The 16017-nt window shown below is 55.4% G+C and carries 13 protein-coding genes; 7 read left to right on the forward strand and 6 right to left on the reverse strand.

Annotated features, from left to right (window positions below):
* Positions 1–295 precede the first annotated feature (295 nt).
* The 3 genes from JT718_RS07425 to JT718_RS07435 all read right to left on the reverse strand — a co-directional run bounded on the left by JT718_RS07425 (position 296) and on the right by JT718_RS07435 (position 2864).
* A complete protein-coding gene (locus JT718_RS07425; protein WP_205501599.1) occupies positions 296–817 on the reverse strand; it encodes an FKBP-type peptidyl-prolyl cis-trans isomerase in 522 nt (173 codons plus the stop codon).
* An 11-nt stretch (positions 818–828) separates the two neighbouring features.
* A complete protein-coding gene (locus JT718_RS07430; protein ID WP_205501600.1) occupies positions 829–1734 on the reverse strand; it encodes an FKBP-type peptidyl-prolyl cis-trans isomerase in 906 nt (301 codons plus the stop codon).
* 119 nt (positions 1735–1853) lie between these two features.
* The gene (locus tag JT718_RS07435) at positions 1854–2864 is read right to left on the reverse strand and encodes a DHH family phosphoesterase (RefSeq protein ID WP_205501601.1); all 1011 of its coding nucleotides are present in this window, start codon (positions 2862–2864) and stop codon (positions 1854–1856) included.
* Between the two features lie 192 nt (positions 2865–3056).
* Here JT718_RS07435 and JT718_RS07440 point away from each other — a divergent pair, with 192 nt between their 5' ends.
* On the forward strand, positions 3057–3476 hold the full coding sequence (locus tag JT718_RS07440; RefSeq protein WP_205501602.1) for a nucleoside-diphosphate kinase: 420 nt from the start codon (positions 3057–3059) through the stop codon (positions 3474–3476).
* A 108-nt stretch (positions 3477–3584) separates the two neighbouring features.
* Here the strand turns inward: JT718_RS07440 and JT718_RS07445 are convergent, their stop codons facing one another.
* Complete coding sequence (locus JT718_RS07445; protein WP_205501603.1) at positions 3585–4091, reverse strand: hypothetical protein; 507 nt, start codon at positions 4089–4091, stop codon at positions 3585–3587.
* 830 nt (positions 4092–4921) lie between these two features.
* On the opposite strand from JT718_RS07445, the gene JT718_RS07450 reads away from it, so the two are divergent.
* A complete protein-coding gene (locus tag JT718_RS07450) occupies positions 4922–5821 on the forward strand; it encodes a hypothetical protein (RefSeq protein ID WP_205501604.1) in 900 nt (299 codons plus the stop codon).
* Positions 5822–5982: 161 nt separating this feature from the next.
* On the forward strand, positions 5983–6990 hold the full coding sequence (locus JT718_RS07455; RefSeq protein WP_205501605.1) for a hypothetical protein: 1008 nt from the start codon (positions 5983–5985) through the stop codon (positions 6988–6990).
* Between the two features lie 149 nt (positions 6991–7139).
* On the opposite strand, the gene JT718_RS07460 is transcribed toward JT718_RS07455, so the two are convergent.
* Positions 7140–8195 carry a lysylphosphatidylglycerol synthase transmembrane domain-containing protein gene (locus JT718_RS07460; RefSeq protein WP_205501606.1) on the reverse strand — a complete coding sequence of 352 codons (1056 nt, stop codon included), beginning with the start codon at positions 8193–8195 and terminating at the stop codon, positions 7140–7142.
* The gene (locus JT718_RS07465; RefSeq protein WP_205501607.1) at positions 8179–8955 is read right to left on the reverse strand and encodes a segregation and condensation protein A; all 777 of its coding nucleotides are present in this window, start codon (positions 8953–8955) and stop codon (positions 8179–8181) included. Before JT718_RS07465 ends, JT718_RS07460 begins: the two co-directional genes overlap by 17 nt.
* 390 nt (positions 8956–9345) lie before the next feature.
* Between JT718_RS07465 and dxs the strand changes: the two genes are divergently transcribed.
* The 4 genes from dxs (at position 9346) to JT718_RS07485 (ending at position 15748) form a co-directional block, all read left to right on the forward strand.
* Positions 9346–11262, forward strand: a complete 1917-nt coding sequence (dxs, locus tag JT718_RS07470; protein ID WP_205501608.1) for a 1-deoxy-D-xylulose-5-phosphate synthase — start codon at positions 9346–9348, stop codon at positions 11260–11262.
* Between the two features lie 166 nt (positions 11263–11428).
* The gene (locus tag JT718_RS07475) at positions 11429–11689 is read left to right on the forward strand and encodes a hypothetical protein (protein WP_205501609.1); all 261 of its coding nucleotides are present in this window, start codon (positions 11429–11431) and stop codon (positions 11687–11689) included.
* Positions 11690–11785: 96 nt separating this feature from the next.
* Positions 11786–12574 (forward strand): alpha/beta fold hydrolase, encoded by a 789-nt coding sequence (locus tag JT718_RS07480; RefSeq protein ID WP_205501610.1) that lies wholly within the window; start codon positions 11786–11788, stop codon positions 12572–12574.
* Between the two features lie 237 nt (positions 12575–12811).
* Positions 12812–15748 carry a VPS10 domain-containing protein gene (locus tag JT718_RS07485; protein WP_205501611.1) on the forward strand — a complete coding sequence of 979 codons (2937 nt, stop codon included), beginning with the start codon at positions 12812–12814 and terminating at the stop codon, positions 15746–15748.
* The last annotated feature ends 269 nt before the right edge of the window (positions 15749–16017 follow it).

Here is a 16017-nt window from a genome sequence, read left to right on the forward strand (position 1 = left end):
ACTGCGCCAGTCACCGGCCGTGCCGATTGTCAAAGAGATGCTTCCCGGTTTTTAGCCTGATTTTGCAAAAGTAGCCCTAAAACGGCGGCACAAAGGAAGGCTAGCGCTTGGGATTCAACTGCCATTGCTTCACTTCAAGACTATTGAACAGCCCTACTCTTTAAAGGAGTGCTGCCCACGCTTGTTTTGTGCAACAGAGCACATTGTCTGTTTTTGGGCTGTTTTCCGGGAAACGGCTTAAAAAAGAAAAGGCCTCCTTGTGCAAGGAGGCCTTTTCTTTTTAGACTAACGGAGGTTAGAAGTTGATGAGGTGAATGTCAAACATGATGGGCGTGTTGCCTGGGATTCTGCCCGAGCCGATCAGGCCATACGCCAGGCGGGACGGAATCAGGAGCAGGGCTTTCTCGCCTTTCTGCATGAGGGCAACCCCTTCGTCCCAGCCGGCAATTACTCTTCGCTGGCCCAGCGGGAACTTGAAGGTTTGCGCGCGGTCATGGGAAGAATCAAACTTCTGTCCGCCCTGGATAAACTTGCCAATGTAGTGTACTTCCACCTCGGTACCCACCGTGGGCTTGTCGCCAGTGCCGGCCTCTTTCTTTACGTAGTAGAGGCCAGAGGCGGTACGCGTGAAGTCTGTGATGTTGTTTTTAGTAAGATAATCTTTAATGATCTCCTCTTCTAATTCGGCCTGTTTGGCGTGGTCAAAGTTGGCGTACGGATCATACGGATCCTTGTCGTTGCAGGAGTTAAAGACAAAAAGTACAGAAAACGCCAGCATCAACTGCCATAAACCGCTTCTTTTCACTAGCTGTTGCATCGTATTTTAAATTATAAACCTGGGCCAGCAGGACCAGCCGGTGCTGCCGGAGCATCTTTAATGTCTACCAATTCCACATCAAACCGCAGAATAGAGTTAGCTGGTAAATCTGCGCCGCGGGCCATGGAGCCGTATCCTTGCGGAGAAGGAATCAACAGAATGCCTTTGCTGCCTTTGTTGAATTGCTTGATGCCTTCTTCCCATCCTTTGATTACCTGGTTCTGGCCCAGTGGGAATTCAATGGGGTTGCCGCCGTTAGACTTCTCAGAAGAGTCAAACTCTTTGCCGTTCAGCAAGGTGCCTTTGTATTTCACGCTCACCACTTTGCCGTCTGTGGCGTTGGCGCCGGAACCCTGCTGGGTAACGGTGTAGTAAACCCCAGATGGAGTCTTTTGCATGGTAAGGTTCTCTTTCTTGATGTACTCCTGGATGAGCTTGTCATCAATAGGGCCTTGCTTGGCGGCGCGGGCCTCCAGCTCTTTCTGCTGACGCTCCATCAGCTTAGGATAGTCGGCCATGGCTTCCTGCTCGGTCTGCAGGTTGGTGGCTTTCACGAAGAAGGTGAGGTAGCTGCCTTTCTCAATGAACGGAGGAAGCGGGCTTCTGAAGGTTTTGGCAAACAGGGTGTCGGCGTTGATCTTGAACACCGCGCTGTCGCCTTTGTCCAGCATCAGGAACGCTTCCTCAATGCTGCCTTTGTTGGGAGACTCCACCATTTTGATCTGGATGGGCATGGCGTTGTCTTTGGTGCTGAACAACAAAGAGTCTTTGGCGTTGCGGTACTCCATCTCAAAGCTCATTACTTTGTCAAGCTTGGCTTTGAGGGAGGTAGAATCGGTCTTGGCGTCTTTGATCTCGTATTTCCCGTCTTTGTTGAGGGCGTACAGCTTGTACTCCAGACCAGAAGGCGTTTTCATGAACTTATCCTCGCCTAAATTCTTGCAAGAAGAAGCTAACAGAGCTACTGCCAGCGCAGGCAGCAGGTAAAATGATTTTTTGAACATTGGTTTTAGGTTAAATAAGCGTCTTTAAGGGTTTAGTTTACCAGTTGGTCCGCGTACTGCGGTAATAGATTCACAAATTTTTCAACTGTTTCGTTCAGAGGCAGATAAGAGATTCCGCCGGCCGCGTTCTTGTGGCCCCCGCCGTTGAAGTTCTGGCGGGCAAATTCGTTCACCGAGATGTCGCCCACGGACCGAAAGGAGATTTTCACGGCCTCAGAGCGGTCAATGAACAGGGCGGCGAAGCGTACCCCTTCAATGGAGAGGGCAAAGTTCACCAGGCCCTCGGTGTCGCCGGTCTGGGAGTTGTATTCCTTCAGTTCCTCGGCGGTCACGGCAATAAAGGCGGTGTTGAATTCGCGCAGCACCGTGAGCTTGTCTTTGAGGACGTACCCCAGGAACCTGAGGCGTGACTCTGAGTAGCTGTCATAGATGTTGCGGTGCACCTTGCAGATGTCTACCCCGTTGTGGATGAGGTCTGCAATGATCATGTGCACGTTGCGGGTGGTGCTGGCGTGCCGGAAGGAACCCGTATCAGTCATGATGCCGGCGTAGAGGCATTCGCCAATGGGCACGTCAATGAGCGACTCATCGCCCAGAGCCCTGATCACCTCAAACACCAGCTCGGCGGTGGCGGCGGCGTTGGTGTCTGAGAAGGTGATGTCGGTGAAATCCTCGGGCTGCAGGTGGTGGTCAATGAGCACCTTGGTGCCGGTGGCCTGCTGCACGTACGGGCCCAGCTCATTGATCCGGCTGAGGGCGCTGAAGTCCAGGCAAAAGATGACCTCGGCTTCTTTGATGATGCGTTGGGCCTGAGCGTCGGTTTTGGGGCTATACACCAACACTTCCTCGTTCCCGCTCATCCAGTTCAGGAAGGATGGGTAATCAGAAGGGGTGATCACCTGTACCTGGTGCCCTTTTTTCTTAAGGTAGCCTGCCAGTCCTAGAGAAGATCCCAGAGCGTCTGCATCGGGTTTGTGATGCGTGGTGATCATGATCTTCTTAGGAGACTGCAGAAGCTCCTTTAGCTCGTTGATTTGCTGCATTGTAAACTCAAAGATCTGCTTGAAAAAAAAGCAGATACAAGATGCAAAATTCTAAAGAATTCGGGTACAAACCAAATAAAATCAAGTAGGTGCGGCCACAGGCGGTATTTTTGCCGTATAAGATGGGTTTTGCCCCAAACTGTGCTAATTTTGCGGGCTCAACTTCTACTTAAACCGTAAAAAATAAGAAAAATGGCTGGAAACAGAACGTTCACCATGATCAAACCAGATGCCGTGCAGGACAACCACATTGGCGGCATCACTAAAATGATAGAAGAGGCTGGCTTTAGAATTGTGGCCCTCAAAAAAACACGCCTCACAGAGGAGCGTGCCGGTAAATTCTACGAGGTGCACAAGGAGCGTCCTTTCTACGGTGACCTGGTGAGATACATGAGCTCTGGCCCCATTGTAGCCATGATCCTGGAGAAAGACAACGCCGTGCTGGATTTCCGTACGCTTATTGGCGCCACCAACCCCGCCCAGGCCGAGGAAGGAACCATCCGGAAGATCTACGCCAAGTCTGTGGAGGCCAACGCCGTGCACGGCTCTGACTCTGACGAGAACGCCCAGATTGAAGGCGACTTCTTCTTCTCTGCCGACGAGCGTTTCTAAGCGCTTTCGCAGAAAACATACCAAAAACGCCTGGCTCTGCAGCCGGGCGTTTTTTTTGCCCCGGGTTTTCGCCCTGTTTTTGCGAAAACGCGCTAAAAACCGGTTCCCTTAGTGCGGGTTATTGGTGAGGTGCCGGGTGGTAGTGGTGGGCCTGGCGCGGCTGCCCCCAGAGTTGTCGAAGGCCATCATGAGAATGTAGCCCGTCATGGCGCCCACGGCCGTTCCCAGAATCACCACCGAGCCCAGCACCATCATAAGCGGCAACCGGATGCCAAAGTAATCCTGGTTTTGCAGGACACCGGCGTAGCCCGGGTTAAGGAAAATAGCGTGGAAGAGAATGAAGGCTGCGTACAGCCCCGAGCCCAGCAGGCCCACCAAAAAGCCAATGGCCAGCCCCGGCAGGTACGGGGGAAGCCTTTGCATGGCCTCGTAACTTTTCTTGAGGGTGTTGATCGCCAGTACCACGGCTATCAGGATGAAGATATTGCTGCCAAAACGAACCAGCTCACTGTCCTGTAAGTCAAGGAGGTTGATAACCAAGAAGTAGACGATCATTGCAACAGCGGAGAGGATGCCGTACCTAACTCCAATGCGTTGGGTTGAAGTGGTTGCCATAGGTTCTGATAGTTTGGTTTTGTTGGTGCCGCGTTATCTCATATGCGTGTATCCTGTATACATGTAACCTTACGTTCGAAGAGCCTGGAGGGTGAAACAGTGAAATGATTACTGATTCATACGTAAAGATTTAGGTTCCGTCTAACGTATTTGCGTACTTGATGGGAGCAGCCCTGATGCCGGAAAGCACTTTGGCAGTACGGCATCTCCAGGGAGGCGCTTTTGCTGGGGTGCTCGCCTTATTGCTCCAGAAACAAAGCCAGAAGAGCGCCTACGCGGTGCCTGCCAGAGGAGCCCAAAAAGCAGCGCAGACCAGAAACGGAAAAGTCTGGCGCTAGCTCTGGCAAGAACGCTCACCCAAAAGGCACTTTTTCTCCTTCTCAACGAACGGGAATTTCCAGGCTTATTTCAGGGAAATATGCCCAAAACGCCCGCCCTCTCATTGAAGCGTTTTCAATACACATTTTTGTGATCAAGAGCCTCTTGGCAAACCCTGAAAGGCCTGGATATCAGGGGCGCCTCGCCATGGCCAGACAGTTGGACTCCTGCATAAAACAAAGCTCTTCCCAGGATGTACTGGATGCAAATGGTGGTAAAAGCGGTGCGCTTTTGTAGTAAAGTCTCTTCTAAGTAAAAGAATAATGCTATATTTAAAGACCTTACAAATGGCTGTATTGTAGATTTAATTCTTGATTGGTATGTTGACAAAGTTCTGCTGGCTAGTTCTGTTTAGTTCCATTTCCATCAGCTGGTGCCATGGGCAGACCGCCAGTATTATTTCCGGAGAGCTACATGACCCAGTGATCCATGCCCCGGCAGGGGTTAAAGTAGTGCGGAAACTTGCCCATATAGGAAGGGCAGCAAACCCTAAGAATTTCTATCTGGAACAGGAGGTCCTCTACAACCAGCAAGGGAACGTAACGGCTATCTTAACCTATCAGCATACTGCCTCCATCTTCGGGAAGGCTTCAACCATTCATAGAGAGGATTTTACCTACTACGCTGGATCCCGCCAGGTGCAGTCCTCCAAGAAAACAGACATCCATGAAATTGAAGGCAAACGCTATGAACAAGCAAAGGGAGTGGTGTATGACAAAGAAGGCAACGCAACCCACCTGGTGTATTTCCGTGCGGGGGGTGCCGTAGATTCCATCCGTGTGCAGGAAGCTGCCAACGCGCGGGCCCAGCAGTCAAACGGTTTCCCAAACTTCCATCAGCAATACACAGACCACTTCAATGGAAATGAGCCGTTGGCCAACAACCAGAATGCCGATTGGGACTATATGCCACAACGTATGAAACTGGAGAACCTGAACCGGTATGCAGCCCCAAAACGCATCGTCACATCAGGTAAGCCCAGTCAGATAAGAGGGCCTTTGTCCACATCAGACGCAAACCTGGTAAGGGAGGAACTGGCAGATGGCTACGCGATAAAGGAACTTAATGAAGAAGGCAAGGTGCTTTCTGAGCACCGCGTTACGCTGAACAAACAAGCACAACCGGTGCGGGTGGTGGTCTGGAACGGGCTTGACCATGTCAGGATCACTACCTACCAATATGATGCGGCGGGCAATGAAATAGAGGCGAAGCAGGTAGACAAGAAAGGGGCTATACTTGCCGGGTACAACCACACCTACACGAGCGACGGACTCCTGACAAGGAGTGTCAAAAAAGGAAACCGGGGCAAGACGGTAAAGACCATGAAATACGAGTACGAGTACTACCGCTAGTTGAATTCTAGGCAGTGCCCAGCGCCCAGAAATAGTAAAAATGCCCCAAGCCCTATAATTATGGGGCAAGGCTTGAAACAAGGAAGTCTGATGTTGGAACTTTAAGGTGATAGACATGCGCCAAGGCATGGTTTACCACCTGTGTATACCAAATTTGTTGTATGATGCCCCCTAAGTTCCTGACCGCCCTGCTGGTTGCCGTTTTCCTCTATAACCCTTGCCTGGCCCAGGCCGGAGATGCTGCCTTACAGGAGCAGGAGATTGCACCCACTCCCAAGGCCAGGAAGGTGAAGGTGGCAAGAACCTATGAGCGGGAGGCGGGTAAAGCCAAAGGGAAGCCTTACCGCTTGGTGAGAGAGTTGCATTTTGACAGCCTGGCCCGTATCTATCTGGAGAAAACCTTTACCTACACCACGTCTGTGTTCGGGATTGACAGCGCCTTGGTCATGCAGGAGTACACCTTCAGAGATAACACCAACCAGCCAGTGTTTCTCAAGAAGACGTACCTCTCCATTGTTGGCAAGGAGCGGCTTAAAAACGAAGTGGGTTATGCCTATAACCAGACGGGCGAGGTGACCGGCATGTTTGTGTATCAGCCAGACGGCACACCGGTCTCATCCCGTCAGGCAGAAGAGGCTGGCCCGTCTGCCCGAGGAAGTCTTCAAGAGAGAGCCGGTGCGGGCAATGTGTCATCACCCAATGCGCCCTCCATCCCCACCTACCAAGGGATGAGTAGCAGAGGAGACTGGATCATGCCAACCAGAGCGCCCCAAAGGCCCCCGTCCACTATTCCGCAAGGGAACGGACAGCAGGAGCAGACCTCAACGGTTCGGGAACCCCTTGCCAACGGGTACATTCTCAAGGAGGTGACCAGCACGGGCAGAGTGGTGTCTGAGCAAAAGGTGCTCCTGAACGCCAGGCACCAAGTTTCCCATGTCATCACCAGCCATGAAGGGCAGAAGGGCAAACCCAAGGTAGTGTCGGTGACCAACTATGTACATGATACCGCCGGACGGGAAGTAGAGCGAACCACCTTAAACCAAGCCGGCAAAGTGGTGCTCCGGTACGCCCACACCTATACCCCGCAGGGGCAACTGGCCACAACAGTCATCAGCGAGAAAGGAAAGAAAAAGAGGGAGATGAAGTATGCCTACGAGTTTTACGATTAGGCAGTACCCCTCTGTTTCTGCCCTGTTTTCCAGAAAAAGCCCCCAAAACGCCTTTCGGAGGATAGGATAGCCCCAAGCAGCAGCGCCCGGTTGAAAGCTCTATAAACTTTCAACCGGGCGCTGCTGCTTGGTTAAGTTTTGCTCAGGTGTTATTCGTCTTCCTGCGGATGCTCGCCAAAGACGCGGAGCACCCAGCGCGGCAGGAAGAAAGACCCCAGCACCAGGTACAGGTAATACGTGACAATGCGGTAGAGCAGCACAATCACGGTGGTGAAGCGGCCCAGGAACTGCCCGAAGAACGTAGGGAAGGCCACCTCGGCAATGCCCGCCCCACCCGGGGTAACCGCCACCAGCAGCACAATCTTGTACACCATGTTGCGCGAGAAAATGAGCACGTGGTCATGGAAGCTGATGTCTGTGAAGGCGGCAATAAGGCAGTTGATCACAAAGTAGCGCGCCGTCCAGACAAAGGAGGTGCTCAGGAAGGCGTTCACCCAGTAGCCAAACGTGCTGCCCTTGAGGTGCTGCGAGGCCCACACCAGTTCGTTGCCGTGCTTGTAAGCACCGGGCCTCCAGCGGCGGGTCAGCTTAAAGGAGGTAGCGCGCAGGAAGATCCGTTTTACGGCCTTGGGGTTAATGAGCAGGCCGTACGCCATCAGGAAGGCATACAGCGCAATGAGCAGGTAACTAATGCCGAAGGCAATCTCCAGGCTTTGCGTCACGGAGAACTCCATGGCCGAAACCTCGGGGAAGATATCGCCGGCGGTGATCAGGAAGACCAGGGGCACGGCAATGATGAAGTAGAGGTTGTCCAGCATGGCGGTTACCATCACGTAGGCCAGGGACTTGCCCAGGCTCAGGCCCTCTTTGTTCAGGATAAAGGCCGCCACCGTGGAGCCCCCCACCACCGAGGGCATCACGCAGGAGGCAAACTCCCAGAGCATGATCACGTCTACACTCTTGCGCCAGCTCAGGTACTTCTCGGTCACGTACCGGATGCGGTAAATGTACCCGAAGTCGCGCACCACCAGCACCAGAAAGGTCATGAACAGCCAGAACGGCTTGGCGTTGTAGAGCGGGGAGAAGTCCATCTCGGCGCTGTCTCGGTAGAACATGTACCCGATCACGCCCAACCCAATTACCACCGGAATGAGAATACGCTGGGGGGTAAAGTAGGAGAGCAGTTTTTTACGATTCAGATCCATGGTCAGAGAGGGTCAGATGCTGGTTGTCAGAATAGGGCACAATGCGGAAGTTATTAAACCCGTCTTCAATCTCCAAGCCAATCTCGTTGAGCTGAAGCAAGTCTAAGATGGCCAGGAAGTTAAAGATTAATCCAATTTTGTCGGGGAAGGCGGCTACAATGTCCGTGAAATTGACGGCGCCGTGGGCCCGTACCCGGTTTTTGATGTAGGTGCGCTGCTGGTCAATGGTGTAGGGGTAGGTGACCACCGTGTGCTTGGGCCGGTTCTGCTCCTCGTCGTAGCGCTGCATGGCCTTGTGGAAGGCGTGCATGAGGCTGTAGAGGTTCAGGTCCTTGAGCTCGTACTCCAGTTGGTGCTTGGCGGCTATCTTGCCCAGTTCCTCGTCAATGTTGCCGCGGTTTTCCTGCTGCAGGCGCACGTCTTCCAGCAGGCTCAGGTCGCCGAGCACCTCTTTGTAGCGCTTGTACTCCAGCAGGTGCTGCACCAGCTCCTGGCGCGGGTCAATCTCGTTGCCTTCCTCGTCTTTCTCAAAACGGGGCAGCAGCATCTTGGCCTTGATGCGCATGAGCGTGGCCGCGATGAGGATAAACTCACTGGCCACCTCCATGTTCAGGGTCTCCAGTTCCCGCACGTACCCCACAAAGTCGTTGGTGATCCGGAAGATGGGAATGTCATGGATGTCCAGCTCGTCGCGCTCAATGAAGAAAAGCAACAGGTCAAACGGACCCTCAAAGAGTGGCAGCTTAATTTCGAAACTCACAGGTGGACGCTACGGCAATGGTTGAACCCCAAAATTACGCATTTCGCAACACCATCCACTACTGTTTGCTTTGGAAGAACCTGTTTTTGAGGGGTTTTCCAGAAAAATTGACAAATCTGGAGGTTTGGCCAAAGGTTTGCACCCGGCAGAAAGGCAGAATAGCTAAAGATTACCCTTAAATAAGTCAATTTTGCTGCTTAGATAGATAATTGCTGTTTTTCCTGTATTTTTAAGAAAAGAAGCCAGAATTGGACCCAGCCCAGCCTTGACAAAAAGAGTACCTCTCAGAAAAAATCTGTAATTTTGCCTTTTGTCTGGCTGCGGCTACGTATATGGCTAAACTTTCTGTTCCTTACGTTGTTGCATCTATGTCCATCCAAACGCATCCCTATGATAATTGAACCCGGAGAACTGCTGGCCAAAATAGACTCGCCAGCTGATTTGCGCCAACTGTCTGAAGACCAGTTGCTGCAGGTATGCCAGGAATTGCGGCAATTCATCATTGACAACGTGTCTATCTACGGGGGGCATTTCGGGGCAAGTCTGGGAGTGGTGGAGATGACCGTGGCGCTGCACTACGTGTTCAACACGCCCTATGACCAACTGGTGTGGGACGTGGGCCACCAGGCCTACGGGCACAAGATTTTGACCGGCCGTCGCGATCAGTTCCACACCAACCGCAAACTCAACGGCATCTCGGGCTTCCCTAAGCGCAAAGAAAGCGAGTACGACGCCTTTGGCGTGGGACACTCCAGCACGTCTATCTCGGCGGCGTTGGGCATGGCCGTGGCTTCGCAATACAAAAAGGAACTGGACCGGCACCACATTGCCGTGATTGGCGACGGCTCCATGACAGCGGGCATGGCCTTTGAGGCCCTCAACCACGCCGGCGCCACCGATGCCGACCTGCTGGTGGTCCTCAACGATAACTGCATGAGCATTGACCCCAACGTGGGCGCGCTCAAAGAATACTTAACCGATATTACCACCTCGCGGGTCTACAACAAAGTGCGTGATGAAGTCTGGAACATTCTGGGCAAGATCAGCAAGTTTGGGCCCAACGCGCAGCAGATTGCCTCCAAGGTGGAAAGCGTGATCAAGGCGTCTATGCTCAAGCAGAGCAACCTGTTTGAGAGCCTCAAATTCCGCTACTTCGGCCCCATTGACGGCCATGACGTGAACCACCTGGCCTCGGTGCTCAAGGACCTCAAACAGATTCCGGGCCCCAAGATCCTGCACTGCGTGACCGTGAAAGGCAAAGGCTTTGCCTTAGCCGAGAAAGAGCAGACCAAGTGGCACGCGCCCGGCCTGTTTGACAAAGTCACCGGCGAGATCTACAAGGTGCACCACACCACGCCGCAGCCCCCCAAGTACCAGGATGTGTTTGGGCACACGCTGCTGGAGATGGCCCAGCAGAACCCCAAAATTTTTGGCGTTACCCCGGCCATGCCCAGCGGTTCCAGCATGAACATCATGATGGCCGCCATGCCAGACCGCGCGCTGGACGTGGGCATTGCCGAGCAGCACGCCGTCACCTTCTCGGCCGGCCTAGCCACGCAAGGCCTGGTGCCGTTCTGCAACATCTACTCCAGCTTTATGCAGCGGGCTTACGACCAGGTGGTGCATGACGTGTGCCTGCAGAACCTGCACGTGGTCTTCTGCCTGGACCGGGCCGGTTTCGCCGGGGCCGACGGCCAGACCCACCACGGCAACTATGACATTGCCTACATGCGCTGCATCCCAAACATGGTGGTGGCTTCGCCGATGAACGAGCAGGAGCTTAGAAACCTCATGTACACCGCCAGCCAGGACGGCATGGGGCCCTTCACCATCCGGTACCCGCGCGGCGAAGGCGTGATGCCCGAGTGGCGCACCCCGCTGGAAGTAATAGAGGTAGGCAAGGGCCGCGTGATTCAGGAAGGCGAGGAAGTAGCCATCCTGACCATCGGGCACATTGGCAATTACGCCGTGGACGTGTGCAAGAACCTGAAACTGGACGGACTGCGCCCGGGCCACTATGACATGCGCTTCGCCAAACCGCTGGACGAGAAACTGCTGCACCACATCTTCCGGAAGTACGACAAGGTAGTAACCATAGAAGACGGCTGCCTGCAGGGCGGCTTTGGCAGCGCCGTGCTGGAGTTCATGGTAGACCATGGCTACCAGGCACAGGTAAAACGCCTCGGCATTCCAGACACCATTGTGGAGCACGGCTCCCAGTTGGAACTGCACCGCCTCTGCGGCTTTGATCCAGAAGGTATTGAACGCACCGTGCGCGAACTCATGGGCGTGACCGTGCGCGTGTAAAGCTCCCTTAGATAAGACCAGCCCTCACCGGTTTCCATAACCGGTGAGGGCTTTTTGTTTTAGGCCCGCTTTGCTGAAAAGAGGGCCAGAACAGGAGCTCTGCGGCTCTCAGCCCTCAGATAAGGAACAAAATGCGTACCTTCAGGAAAACAAACGGGGAGCTTTCATGTCTGCACCAACCATTCCGCTGAAAGAGAAACTGACGATTTACCTGGGCGCTTTTCTGCTCACGCTGACCATTTACCTGGTGATAGACCTGTACGTGCCCATCAAACACCTGGTGGCAGGCCAGCGCATGTCTCTGCCCGAAGTCATGACGCACCTGCAGTTCTACAAAAAAGCGCCGTTCATTCTCCTGATCACGTTTCTCATGGGCCGAAGCACCATCCGGAAGAGAACCCTGAAGCGTGCCGCCGGCACCACGTAAAGCCGCCCGTGCACTCCTGGTCTGTTTCTTTCACCAGATTTCACCCGGCTTCGGGCTTAGTTTCGTAAAAACAGGCTTAAAACACTTTTTCTACTCATGACGCACGCTACCCTTGCCCACACCGTGTCCGGGGTGGGGCCTACCCTGGTCTTCCTGCACGGCTTCTGCGAGAGCCAGGACCTTTGGACCGATTTCGTGAAACCCCTCACCGACCAGTTTCGGGTCGTCACCCTGGATTTGCCCGGCCACGGTCAGAGCTCCGTGCCGGAAAGCTTCTCCATGGCAAGCCAGGCCCAACGGGTGCACGAAACCCTGCAGGCCCTCAACGTGAACAAGTGCCTGCTGGTGGGGCACTCCATGGGCGGGTACGTTGCCCTGGCCTTCGCCGAGAAATACCCCGAGAAGCTGCGCGGCCTTTGCCTGTTCCACTCCAGTGCCCTGCCCGATTCTGAGGAGAAAAAGGAAAACCGCAACAAAACCATGGAGTTTGTGCAGAAGCACGGCCTGGAGAAGTTCATGGACTCGTTCGTGGCCCCGCTCTTTGCGGCCGCTAACCGCGACAAGTGCCAGAAGGCCATTGAGAAAATGCAGGCCATCGGCAAAGCCACCCCGGTAGAAACGGTTCTGGGCTGCCTGCAGGCCATGCGCGACCGGCAAGACCGCACCTTGGTGCTCAAAGAAGCCTCTTTTCCGGTGTTGTTCATGGTGGGCAAGGAAGACCCGGCGGTGCCGCTGGAGGCTGCCTTGCAGCAGTGCCACCTGCCCGCGCAGAGCATGGCTTATTTCATGGGGCAGGTAGGGCACATGGGCATGCTGGAGAAAACCGGAGCCACCCGGCAGTCGCTGCTGAAGTTCGCCGAGACCATCTCCCCGGTGGGCATGTAATACCAACTTCTAACCTGCCTGTGAAGCCGTTTTGGGGCCACTTTTGCCAGAGTGGCCCCAAAACGGCTTTTTGCTTTATGAGGGCGCCAAGAGCAGGGGCGCGTGAGAGAAAGTCAACGGGAATACTTTCCGGGGGAGCCCTTTCAAGACTGCCGGATTTCCGCTATTTTCAGGGCAGGGCTGCAACCGTACGCCCACAGACCTAACCCAAACTAACGCCCCTTCCTGGTGCATGCTATGATTCGCAAACCTTTATATCCGCTGGTGCTGGCGGGGCTGCTGAGCCTTCCGGCCGTGGCCCAGAAAAACAAAGAGAAACAGCCGGCTTTCACGCCCGCCAAGGCCCGCCTGGAAGGCTGCCAGCAACGGCTCCAGTTGCAGAAAAATTCGCTGGTGGGCAACGTGCCGTTCCGGAACGTGGGCCCCACGGTGATGAGCGGCCGCGTGGTGGACCTGGACGTGAACCCCGCCGACCCTACCCATTTCTACGTGGCCTACGCCTCCGGCGGATTGTGGCGCACTACCAACAACGGTATTTCCTTTGAGCCGCTGTTTGACCGCGAGACCGTGATCACCATTGGTGACATTGCCGTGGACTGGAAGAGCAACACCATTTGGGTAGGCACCGGTGAGGCCAACTCCAGCCGTTCGTCTTACTCGGGGGTAGGGGTGTACAAAAGCACCGACGGGGGCAAGACCTGGCAGTACAAGGGCCTGCCCGAGTCGCACCACATTGGCCGCATCATCCTGAACCCCACCGACCCCAATACCGTCTGGGTGGCCGTGCTGGGGCACCTGTACTCGCCCAACCCAGAGCGCGGCGTGTACAAAACCACCGATGGCGGCACCACCTGGAAGCACGTCCTGAAGGGCGGCAACGACAATACCGGCGCCGTTGACCTGGTGGTGGACCCGTCCAATTCCAATACCCTGTACGCCAGCCTCTGGCACCGCGAGCGGCGGGCCTGGAACTTTGTGGAAGGGGGCAGCACCTCGGGCATTTTCAAGAGCACCAACGGGGGCGAGACCTGGCAGCGCATCACGGGCGGCACCAGCGGCTTTCCGGCCAGCGAGGGCATCGGGCGGATTGGCCTGAGCATTTTCCCCCAGAACCCCAACATTATTTACGCCAGCGTAGACAACCAGGACCTGCGCCAAGACGTGAAGCCGGCGGTGGCCACCGGCAACCGGCTGCGCAAAGAGCAGTTCAAAGACTTCACCAAGGAAGACTTCCTGAAGCTGGACGATGCCGTCATCAACACCTTTTTGGAGGAGAACAACTTCCCGCGCCAGTACACGGCCAGAACGGTGAAGGAGATGGTGAGTTCAGAGAAAATACGCCCGGTGGCACTCTCAGACTTCCTGGTAGACGCCAACTCGCTCATGATTGAGACGCCCGTGACCGGCGCCCAGGTGTACCGCTCAGACGATGCCGGCAAGACCTGGAAAAAGACCCACGCAGGCTACCTTGACGACCTCTATTACACCTACGGTTACTACTTCGGGGTAATCAGGGTGTCGCCCCTGAACCCAGACCACGTGTACGTGCTGGGCGTGCCCCTGCTCAAGTCTGAGGATGGCGGCAAAACCTGGCGCGAGCTTGGCGGCGACAACGTGCACTCAGACCACCAGGACCTGTGGGTGAGCCCCACGCGCCCGGGTCACCTGGTAAGCGGGAACGACGGTGGGGTCAACGTGACCTTTGACGACGGAAAATCCTGGTTCAAGGCCAACTCGCCGGCGGTGGGGCAGTTCTACTCGGTTACCGTAGACATGGCGCAGCCGTACCACGTGTACGGTGGCCTGCAGGACAACGGCGTGTGGGGAGGCCCCAGCACCTACCAGGCAAGCTCGGCCTGGACCGATAACGGACGCTACCCCTATCAGCGCCTGGGCGGCGGCGACGGCATGATGGTGCAGGTAGACTACCGCGACAACAACACCGTGTACACCGGCTCGCAGTACGGGGCGTACTACCGCCTCAACAAAGCCACCGGCCAGCGGCTTTCCATTCAGCCCAAGCACCAACTAGGGGAGCGGCCGCTGCGCTTCAATTGGGAGAGCCCCATCCTGCTCTCGCGGCACAACCAGGACGTGCTGTACTTCGGGTCCAACAAATTCCACCGCTCGCTCAACAAAGGCGAGAACATGGAGGCGCTCTCCGGTGATTTGACCAAAGGCGGCCGCAAAGGCGATGTGGGTTACGGCACCCTCACCACCATTGAGGAATCGCCCAAGCGGTTCGGGTTGCTGTACACGGGTTCAGACGACGGCTTGATCCACGTAAGCCGTGACGGCGGCTATACCTGGGCCAAAGTCTCAGACAAGCTTCCGCAGGACCTATGGGTCAGCGGGTTGGCGGCCTCGGCGGAGAACGAGGGCACCGTGTACGCCACGCTCAACGGCTACCGCTGGGATGACTTCACGCCCTACCTGTACGTGTCGCAGGACTACGGGAAAACCTGGAAGCGTTTAGGCCAGGATTTGCCAAAAGAGCCCCTAAACGTGGTGCGCGAAGACCCTAAGAACCCTAATATTCTGTACGTGGGCTCAGACAATGGCCTGTACGTGTCTCTGGACAAAGGACAGACGTTCCAGGCCCTGGGTGGCGATGTGTTGCCCTCGGTGGCGGTGCATGACCTGGCTGTGCAGCCGCGCGAGAATGACCTGGTAGTGGGTACCCACGGGCGCTCCATTTACATTGGCAACGTGGCCCATCTGCAGCAGCTCACGCCCGAGGTGCAGAAAAAAGCGGTGCACGCCTTCGCCATCAACGTGCCGCAATACTCAGAGCGCTGGGGGCAGCGGTTTGGCACCTGGAACGAGCCGTTCACCCCAACCCTAACGGTGCCGTACTACGTGAGCGCCGCCGGCACCACCACCGTGCGCGTGAAAACCGACAAGGGCCAGGTGCTGCAGGAAATGACCGACCAAAGCGAGCGCGGCCTTAACTACCTGGCCTACGACCTCACCCTGGACGCTGCCCAAGCCGGAGCCTATGAGCAGGCCCTGAACGAAGGCCGCAAAACCGGCGATCCGGTGAAAGTAACGCCAGCGGCCAACCAACAACTCTACCTGCGCCCGGGCAAGTACGTGCTGGAGTTGGAGGCCAACGGAAACAAAACCGTTCAGGAATTCACCTTGAAGGCCCCTGAGCGCCGCAGCCGCGAATAGTCTCTGCCCTAGTAAGTAAAATCCCCGGTTTCGGGCCCGTTTTCTTGAAACAGGCCTGAAACCGGGGATTCTCTTTTTGAGCGAATGATGCTGGCTGCGGCTTTCTTTCTTTTTGAGGCTTCCGGCGCAAGCGGCTGCGGGTGCCAATGCTAACAGCGGGTTCCTTAACCTTTTTCGGCCGGTTTTCGCCAAAATAGCCCTTAAACGGGCAGGCCGGCAATTTGCTTTCGCTGCAGAGCGGACTGCTGGGGCATCGCCCTGCAACCCGC

Source organism: Rufibacter psychrotolerans, assembly GCF_016924645.1.
In the GTDB taxonomy this organism is placed as follows: domain Bacteria; phylum Bacteroidota; class Bacteroidia; order Cytophagales; family Hymenobacteraceae; genus Nibribacter; species Nibribacter psychrotolerans.